This window comes from Dyella sp., from assembly GCF_035508675.1.
Classification (GTDB): Bacteria; Pseudomonadota; Gammaproteobacteria; order Xanthomonadales; family Rhodanobacteraceae; genus Dyella_B.
Genome location: NZ_DATJMN010000343.1, coordinates 1 through 8,461, shown reverse-complemented (window position 1 = coordinate 8,461; position 8,461 = coordinate 1). Strand labels below are relative to the sequence as shown.

Genomic DNA, 8,461 nt, shown 5'->3' with positions numbered 1-8,461 from the left:
GGCTGCCATCGCGCTTCAGCCGGTAATACAAGCTGCGGCCGTCCACGCTCCAATAGGGGTTTTCTACCGCCTGCCCCATCCAGTCCGGATTGGCCATGATGGTTTCCAGGTCGAGCCTGGGCGCCGCCGAAGGGGTTTCTGCTGCCACGGGCAGTACGGTGAGGGCGATGAGGCCGGCGAGCAGCAGTCGGCGCATGGACGGAACTCCAGTGACGAAAGTCGGCCAGCATAGCCAAGCGTGCCCGGCTGACAAGCGCCATGGGTCCCGTTTCGCTCGGGCGCATGCACCCTATAGGCTGGCAGGTCCGCTCCATACCCCAAGCCACAGGATCCGAGGCATGTCCCTTTTTCTGCGCTGCCTGCCCGCCTTTGCCCTTGCCGCCACCATCACGGCCTATGCCGGGGAAAGTTCCAAGCCGCCTGCTTCACCTACAAAACCCGCTGCCAGCACCTTGCACGGCGTTACGGTGAGCGATCCCTACCGCTGGCTGGAAAACGCACAGGACCCGGCCGTGCAAGCCTGGATCAAGGCCCAGAACGCGCACACCGAAGCCGTGCTCGCTGCGATGCCCGATGGCAAGGCGATGACCGAACGCGTGCAGCAACTGGCGATCACCTCCACAACCCGCTCCTCGCCGCTGCTGGCCGGCGGCACGCTGTTCTACCTGCAGGAGACGCCGCCGCAGCCGCAACCGCAGCTGATGGCGCAGGCCTGGCCGAACGGCGCCGCGCGTGTGCTGGTGGATCTCAACGCCGGCAGCGGCAATACCGCGATGACCGGCTATTGGCCTTCGCCAAGCGGCCGATATCTGGTGTACGGCACGGCCGAAGGCGGCAGCGAATTGACCACCCTGCACGTGCTCGACGTGGCGAGCGGCAAGACCTTGCGTGACGCATTGCCTTACGCAGGCGGCGGCACCACGCCGCAAGCGGTGGCGTGGGATGCCGACGAGCGCGGCTTCGTCTACGCGCGCTTTCCGCTGCCGCCGGCCGGCGCCGAGGTGCGGCAGTTCGACGCCGCGCTGGTACACCACGCGCTCGGCCAGGCCGCGCAAACCGATGCGGTGGTGTTCGGCCAGCATTATTCGAAGGTGGCCGAATACCGCTTGCTCACTTCACCGGGCGCGAAGCAGTTGGCCGTGCTCGCCAACATCGGCGATGGCGGACCGGCCGAGGTATATCTGCGCGAAGGCAGCGACTGGAAGAAAGTGCTGGGCCACGAAGCCAATGTGCGCAACGCGGCCTGGGTAGGCCAGCGTTTGTTGGTCACGAGCTTCGCCGATGCGCCGCGCGGCAAGCTGCTTGCCATCGATGCGCAAGGCAAGGTCGGCACCTTGGTCCCGCAGCGCGAAGGGGCCGTGCAGGACATCGCGCCGATGGCGGACGGCTTTCTGGTGACGCGCAGCTGGGGTCCGGATTGGTGGGCGGAACAATACGATGTGCATGGCCAGTTCGTGCGCCGCCTGCCGCTTCCGCAACACGGCATCACCATCGAAGGCATCGCCGCGGAGCAAGGCCAGGATCATGCCCTGATCACATATGCCGGCTGGACGCTGCCTGCACGCTGGGCCGATTACGACGCGAAGAACGGCGACCTGCGCACGGTGTTCGACGTAAAACCCGCTGCCGATTACAGCAAGGTGGAGGTGCATCGCATCGATGGCCGCTCCAAGGACGGCACCCGGATTCCGGTCACCGTGCTGGCGATGCCCGGCATCACGCCGAACGGTGCACGGCCGACCATTCTTTACAGCTACGGCGGCTACGACATTCCAATCACGCCGCATTTCATCGGGCCGGAACTGGCGTGGCTGGAACGCGGCGGCGTACTGGCGTTCGCCAATATCCGTGGCGGCAACGAAGACGGCCAGGATTGGCATGCACAAGGCCAGAAGCTGCACAAACAGAACGTGTTCGATGATTTCCATGCTGCCGCACTGGCCTTGTTCGCCACGCACTGGACCGATCGCCGGCACCTGGGGATTCTCGGCGAGAGCAACGGCGGCCTGTTGATGGGCGCGTCGCTGGTGCAGCATCCCGCCGACTATCGTGCGGTGGTGGCGATGGTTGGCATCTACGACGTCATTCGTCACGAAACCCAGTTCACCAATGGCGCCTACAACGTGAGCGAATTCGGCACGGTCAGCGATCCGGCGCAGTTCAAGGCCACGCTGGCGTATTCGCCCTTGCAGAACGTGCAGCCGCACACCGCGTATCCGGCGGTGTTGATGACGACCGGCGCGAATGATCCGCGCGTGGCGCCGTGGCAATCGCGCAAGTTCACCGCGGCGCTGCAGAACGCCACTACTTCGGACCAACCGATTTTGCTGCTGACGCGCATGAATGCGGGGCACGGGATCGGTGCGCCGTTTAGTCAACGGGTGGGCAATACGGCGATCATGTTGACGTTTTTTGCGCAGGAGCTTGGGTTGCCGGCGCATTGATGCTCGCGGTGATCGGCGCCCTCCCCTACTGTCGCAGGGGAGGGAACAGATCCTGGCGCGCATGAAATAAACATCTAAGTGGGCATCACTGACCACGAAACTCGCGTCGATACATGGAAGGCGTCGTATTGAACGCCACGCCGAAATGCTGGCGCATCGACAAGGCCGTCCCAAACCCCGCGTGCTCGGCAATGCGTTCGATCGGTTGATCGGTGGTTTCCAGCATGCGTAGCGCCAGGCTTAGGCGTTGCGACAGCAACCATCGGCCGACGGTAGTGCCGGTGTGTTGCCGGAAATGGCGGGTAAAGCTGCGCCGGCTCATCAACGCGCGCGCTGCGAGCGAATCGAGCGTATGCGTTTGATCGAGATGCCGCGCGGCCCAGTTCAGTGTTTTCGTAAGCGGCGTGTCGGTGGCCTGGGTGAGCACCGGTTGCTCGATGTATTGCGCCTGGCTGCCCTGCCGATGCGGCGGCACCACCAGGGTGCGGGCAATGCGGTTGGTGATCTCGGCGCCGTATTGCCGGCGCACCACATGCAGGCAGCAATCGATGCCGGCGGCGGTGCCGGCCGAGGTGACGACGTTGCCTTGGTCGACGTACAGCACATTCGGGTCGAGCCGCACGTCGGGAAAGCGCTGCTTGAACAGCTCCGTCCAGCGCCAGTGCGTGGTGGCGAGTTTGCCATCGAGCACGCCGGCCTCGGCCAGCACGAAGGCGCCCAGGCAGAGCCCGACCAGGGTGGCGCTGCGCTTGTGCGCGCGTCGCAGCGCGGCGAGCAAAGGTTCGGGAGCGGCTTCGCGCGGGTCGCGCCAGGACGGCACCACGATCACGTCCGCATTCGCCAGTTCGCGCAAGCCGTAGCGCGTGGCAATGCTGAAGCCGTTGGTGGTGCGCAGCTCGCCCGGCTCGGCGGCGCACACGCGCAGCTGGAACAATGGCTCGGCCGCACTTTCGCCAAAGACCGCGCAAGGCACGGAGAGATGGAACGGGCGGATCCGGTCGAAAGCGACGACGGCGACGTTGACGGGTGGCATGGAAGGCACCTCCGCTAGCTTGGCCCGATTCTATCGTTAAATGGCAATCAGGCCACTGCCTGGCGCAAGCAGGCAAGCGGAAGATGGCGTTCACCGGGAGCATGGCTCCCTTCTCCTAAAGGACATGCAGCCATGAACCCGTCCCCGCGCCGCGCACTCGTCGTAATCGACGTCCAGAACGAATACGTCACCGGTGGCCTGCAGATTCAATACCCGCCCGTGAGCAGCTCGCTGCACAACATCGGCCGCGCGATGGATGCAGCACACGCCGCCGGCATTCCGGTGATCGTGATCCAGCAAACGTCGCCCGCCGACGCGCCGCTGTTCGCCGTCGACACGCCGGGTTGGGCATTGCACGACACGGTAGCCACGCGCCCGCACGATCACTATCAACGCAAGCTGCTGCCCAGCGCGTTCGCTGGTACTGACCTCTCCGAATGGCTGGCGCAGCACCACGTCGACACGCTGACGGTGGCGGGCTACATGACGCACAACTGCGACGACACCACCGTCAAGCACGCATTCGATCAAGGCATGCAAGTGGAATTCCTGCACGATGCCTCCGGCACGGTGCCGTATGCCAATCGCGCCGGCTTTGCCAGCGCGGAAGAGATCCATCGCGTCTACAGCGTGGTGCAGCAATCGCGCTTTGCCGCGGTGTTGAGCACCGATGAGTGGCTCGAGTGCGTAGCGACGGGGCGCGTGCCGGAGCGCGATACGATCCATGCCTCGCATCAGCGGGCGCTGGCGTTGCTGGCGGAAGGCGCCGCGGCGTAAGGGCGCCCGCGATGACCATCGTTGACGGGAACAAGGGGCGTCCACCGTGCTGCTACGATGGCGGCCCGGATTCACGCCATGCTGCCTTATGACCCTGCTCCCCACCGTCGAAAACGAAACCGCCGCCAACCCTGTCTACAGCATCATCTGGCTGCATGGCCTGGGCGCCGATGGCAACGACTTCGCACCAATCGTGCCGGAGCTGGTGTCGCCCGAGTGGCCAGCCATCCGTTTCGTGTTTCCGCATGCGCCGGTGCGCCCGGTGACGATCAACAACGGCATGGCGATGCGCGCGTGGTACGACATCTACAGCTTCGAGCCCGGCGCCCCGCAAGATGAAGCAGGCACGCGCGAAGCCGTCCAGCAGGTGGAAGCGCTGATCGCCCGCGAGCACGCACGTGGCGTGCCGAGCGTGCGCATCCTGCTGGCCGGCTTCTCACAGGGCGGTGCGATCGCCTTGGCAGCCGGCTTGCGCCATCCGCAGAAGCTGGCGGGCATCATCGCGCTGTCCACCTATCTGCCGATTGCCGATTCGCTGGCGGCTGAGCGCAGCGCAGCCAACAGCGCGGTACCGATTTTCTGGGGACATGGCACGTTCGATCCGGTGGTGGTGCTGCAGCGGGGCATGGATTCGCGCTCCGCGCTGGAAGCGCTGGGCTACCGGGTGGATTGGCACACCTACCCGATGCCGCACGCGGTGCACCCGCAGGAGACTGCCGACCTGCGCCGCTGGATCGGCGAACGCCTGCGCTGAAAAGCGGCGATCGCTGCGGGCATACTGTGCGTATGCCGGGGAATGCCAACAAACCTTCGTCGCAACCGCATGGTCCGCTGCCGGACTTCTGCAGCCTGCCGGTGATCTCGGCGCTGCTGGTGGTGGGTGCGCTGTGTGTGACGCTGGCCTGGCTGGCGCCGCAGAGCACACGTGGCTGGCGCGGCTACAGCGTGGGCATGCTGTTTGTGGAATGGGTGGGCATGGTGATCGGCGTGGCGCTGTGCAAGTTGCGCCCGTGGCTGCTGCGGCTGCCTGGCCTGCTGCCGTATGCAGGCGTGTGGCTGGTGATGGTGTTGATCGTCACCCTGGGCAGCGTCATGGCACTGTGGATGGACGCCATGCTGGAGATGCAGCTGATTCCCGCGGGGTCGAATACCTTCGTGCGCGACAATGCCTTGATCGCCGCCCTGCTCGGCGCGGCCATGCTGCGCTATTTCTACGTGCTGGCCGAATGGCAGGCGCGCCTGGCCGCGGTGGCGCACGCCCGGGTGGAGGCCTTGCAAGCGCGTATCCGTCCGCATTTTCTGTTCAACAGCATGAACACGGTCGCGGCGCTGGTGCGCGTGGACCCCGAAGCGGCCGAGCGCACGGTGGAAGACCTTTCCGAGCTGTTCCGCGCCGCCTTGGGCCAGGACGATACGCACAGCGGCACGCTGGGAGAGGAACTGCACCTGGTCGACCGCTACCTGGACATCGAGCAGTTGCGCCTGGGCGAACGCTTGCGCGTACGGCGCGAACTGGATGATCTGCCACGGGACGCATCGATGCCGGTGCTGCTGTTGCAGCCATTGGTCGAGAACGCCGTGCGCCACGGCGTGCAGCCGCTGCGCGAAGGCGGCGAGATCGTGCTGCGGGGCACCCGCGAGGGCGGCATGATGCGGATCGAGATCGACAATCCGCTCGCCGCAACGCCGACCACCGGCGGTAGCGGGCATGGCCTGAACAATGTGCGCCAGCGCGTGGCTTATCATTTCGGGCCACGCGCCAGCCTGGAAGCAGGGCCGCAAGAGCATCGATTTGTGGTGAAGCTGCATTTGCCGATTGAGATACATCGTGATGCGCGTACTGATCGTTGACGACGAACCGCTGGCACGGGCGCGGCTGGACGCCTTGCTGAAAGAGTGCGCGGACGTGGAGGTGGTCGGCAGCGTGGGCGACGGCGAAACGGCGCTGGCGGCGATTTCCGAAAAACAGCCGGACCTGCTGCTGCTGGACATCAATATGCCGGGCCTGGACGGTAAAACGCTGGCCGCGCGGCTGGCCCATCGCTTGCGTCCGCAAGTGGTGTTCTGCACGGCTTACGAGGCGCACGCGGTGCATGCGTTCGACTTGGGCGCAGCCGACTACCTATTGAAGCCCGTGCGCGTAGAACGGCTGCGCGATGCGCTCCGGCGCGTGCGCCAGCGGTTGGAATCGCAGCCGCGCGAGCCGGTGGGCTGGCTGCATGCGCGCGTGCGCGGCGAGCCTGTTCGCATTGCGCTGGATGACGTGATCTGCCTGGTGGCGGAAGAAAAATACGTGGTGGCGCATCGCGCGGGCGACCAGTTGCTGCTCGATGATTCGCTGCGCCAGCTGGAAGAAACCTACCCGGAGCATTTGATTCGCCTGCATCGCAACTGCCTGGTGCCGGCCAATCGCCTGATCGGCTTGAAGACGCTGACCGATGGGCGCGTGCTGGCGCGGCTGGCTGGGACGGAGTTCAGTCCGGAAGTCAGCCGCCGTAATCTCCCTACCCTGCGCAAGCTGCTGCGCGTCGGTTGAGATGGCGAAGGCTGCTTCGCGCAGCCAGGTGAGTGCGCGACAATGACCGCAGCCGTCGTTCTCGGAGCTGTCATGTCGCCTTCACTGTTACGCATTGCCACCCGCAAGAGCGCGCTTGCCTTGTGGCAGGCCGAACACGTGGCAAGCCTGCTGCGCGCGGCGCATGCGGGCCTGCGGGTGGAGTTGGTGCCGTTGACCACGCGTGGCGACGAGATCCTGGACAAGCCGCTGGCGACGATCGGCGGCAAGGGTTTGTTCCTCAAGGAACTGGAAGTGGCGATGCTGGAAGGCCGCGCCGACCTGGCCGTGCATTCGCTCAAGGACGTGCCGGCGGAACTGGAACCAGGTTTTGCCTTGCCCGCCATCCTTCCGCGCGCGGATGCGGCGGATGCCTTCGTCAGCAATCGCTACGCCGATGTCACCGCGCTTCCGCCCGGCGCACGCGTCGGCACCTCATCGCTGCGCCGCCAGGCGCAATTGCGCGCCGTACGACCCGATCTGGAACTGCTCGACCTGCGTGGCAACGTCGGCACACGGCTGCAAAAACTGGATGCCGGCCATTACGATGCGATCATTCTCGCCTGCGCCGGCCTGGAGCGCCTCGGCTTGCACGAGCGCATCCGCAGCCGCATGAGCGCACCCAACTGGCTGCCCGCACCCGGACAGGCGGCGATCGCGATCGAAGCGCGCGCGGATCAAGCCGACGTACTGGAAACGCTCGCCGTGTTGGATGACGCCGACACCCGCTTGGCGGTGACCGCCGAGCGTGCCATGAATCAGGCGTTGGGCGGAAGCTGCACGGTGCCGGTTGGTGCGTGGTGCACGGTGACCGAGCGTGGTTTGCATTTGCGTGGCATGGTGGGGGATGTGGCGAGTGGGCGGTTGTTGTTGGCGGAAGCAACGGGCAGCTGTGGCGAAGCGGCAGAACTTGGCGCCCGTGTTGCGCAAGCATTGTTTGCGCAGGGTGCTGCGGCTTTGCTTTGCTAAAAAGAGGGCGGGCCCAAGGCCCGCCCTTTACTACTCGCCAACCAGCCAAAGCTAGAATTTCTGGTTGTAGCGCAAGTAGAGGAAGCGACCGTAATCGTAGGAAGGGTTGAATACAAATCCGCTATTACCAATGGTGTTACTAGAGGCCGTGTAAAAAAGCGGCCCAACACGATTGAAGATGTTGTTGACCCCTAGCGAGATAGTGCCCTTCCATGGCGCGGTCCAACGCACCTGCAGGTCATTGAAGGCGATGGCGCCGACTTTACGCATGGGTGTGATACCCACTCCAGGCGAGTAGTAGTCAGGCAGATTGCATAGCGGCGTGCCGATGATGTAGCCCGCGCAGCTTTCCTTCAAACCCGAGTAGTAACGAACCGTCCAGGTAGCGCCAAAGTTTCCGTTGCTCCAATCGAGCGAACTGGTATCCCGGATTCGCCAATTGGAGTAGATGCCATTGCCGTACTCGATCGGATAGTCGCCCCCCTGATCAATGGTGTACTTGGACACGTAATTGGCGTCGGTGCTGAAGTTGAATTTGCCTATGGGCGTATTGAAACGATAGTTGATGCCGAAGTCGTACCCTTCCGTTTTCAATGCGCCACGGTTGGTCATGAGGTACAGCAAACCCTCAACCTGATGCGTGATCGGATTTCGTGTGAATTGGCCACATGCCGGCTCTATGCT

Annotated in this window: 8 protein-coding genes and 1 pseudogene; 6 read left to right on the top strand and 3 right to left on the bottom strand. The window is 64.5% G+C overall.

Annotated features, from left to right (window positions below; all coding sequences use genetic code 11):
- On the bottom strand, positions 1–196 hold a 196-nt coding region (locus VMA74_RS18245; RefSeq protein ID WP_325369558.1), incomplete at its 3' end, for a hypothetical protein.
- Between the two features lie 142 nt (positions 197–338).
- Here VMA74_RS18245 and VMA74_RS18240 point away from each other — a divergent pair.
- Positions 339–2,444: a prolyl oligopeptidase family serine peptidase gene (locus tag VMA74_RS18240; protein ID WP_325369556.1), complete on the top strand. Its 2,106-nt coding sequence runs from the start codon at positions 339–341 to the stop codon at positions 2,442–2,444.
- 85 nt (positions 2,445–2,529) lie between these two features.
- Here the strand turns inward: VMA74_RS18240 and VMA74_RS18235 are convergent, their stop codons facing one another.
- Positions 2,530–3,477, bottom strand: a complete 948-nt coding sequence (locus VMA74_RS18235) for a GlxA family transcriptional regulator (protein ID WP_325369554.1) — start codon at positions 3,475–3,477, stop codon at positions 2,530–2,532.
- A gap of 132 nt (positions 3,478–3,609) precedes the next feature.
- On the opposite strand from VMA74_RS18235, the gene VMA74_RS18230 reads away from it, so the two are divergent.
- The 5 genes from VMA74_RS18230 (at position 3,610) to hemC (ending at position 7,777) form a co-directional block, all read left to right on the top strand.
- Positions 3,610–4,254, top strand: coding sequence for a cysteine hydrolase family protein (locus VMA74_RS18230; protein ID WP_325369552.1), 645 nt, complete (start codon positions 3,610–3,612; stop codon positions 4,252–4,254).
- An 88-nt stretch (positions 4,255–4,342) separates the two neighbouring features.
- Positions 4,343–5,008, top strand: coding sequence for an alpha/beta hydrolase (locus VMA74_RS18225; RefSeq protein ID WP_325369550.1), 666 nt, complete (start codon positions 4,343–4,345; stop codon positions 5,006–5,008).
- A gap of 32 nt (positions 5,009–5,040) precedes the next feature.
- Positions 5,041–6,105, top strand: a complete 1,065-nt coding sequence (locus VMA74_RS18220) for a sensor histidine kinase (protein ID WP_325369548.1) — start codon at positions 5,041–5,043, stop codon at positions 6,103–6,105.
- Positions 6,086–6,790, top strand: coding sequence for a LytTR family DNA-binding domain-containing protein (locus tag VMA74_RS18215; RefSeq protein ID WP_325369560.1), 705 nt, complete (start codon positions 6,086–6,088; stop codon positions 6,788–6,790). Before VMA74_RS18220 ends, VMA74_RS18215 begins: the two co-directional genes overlap by 20 nt.
- Before the next feature lie 72 nt (positions 6,791–6,862).
- Positions 6,863–7,777, top strand: a complete 915-nt coding sequence (gene hemC / locus VMA74_RS18210) for a hydroxymethylbilane synthase (RefSeq protein ID WP_325369546.1) — start codon at positions 6,863–6,865, stop codon at positions 7,775–7,777.
- A 51-nt stretch (positions 7,778–7,828) separates the two neighbouring features.
- Here the strand turns inward: hemC and VMA74_RS18205 are convergent.
- Positions 7,829–8,461, bottom strand: a pseudogene (locus tag VMA74_RS18205) (TonB-dependent receptor); the annotation flags it as partial.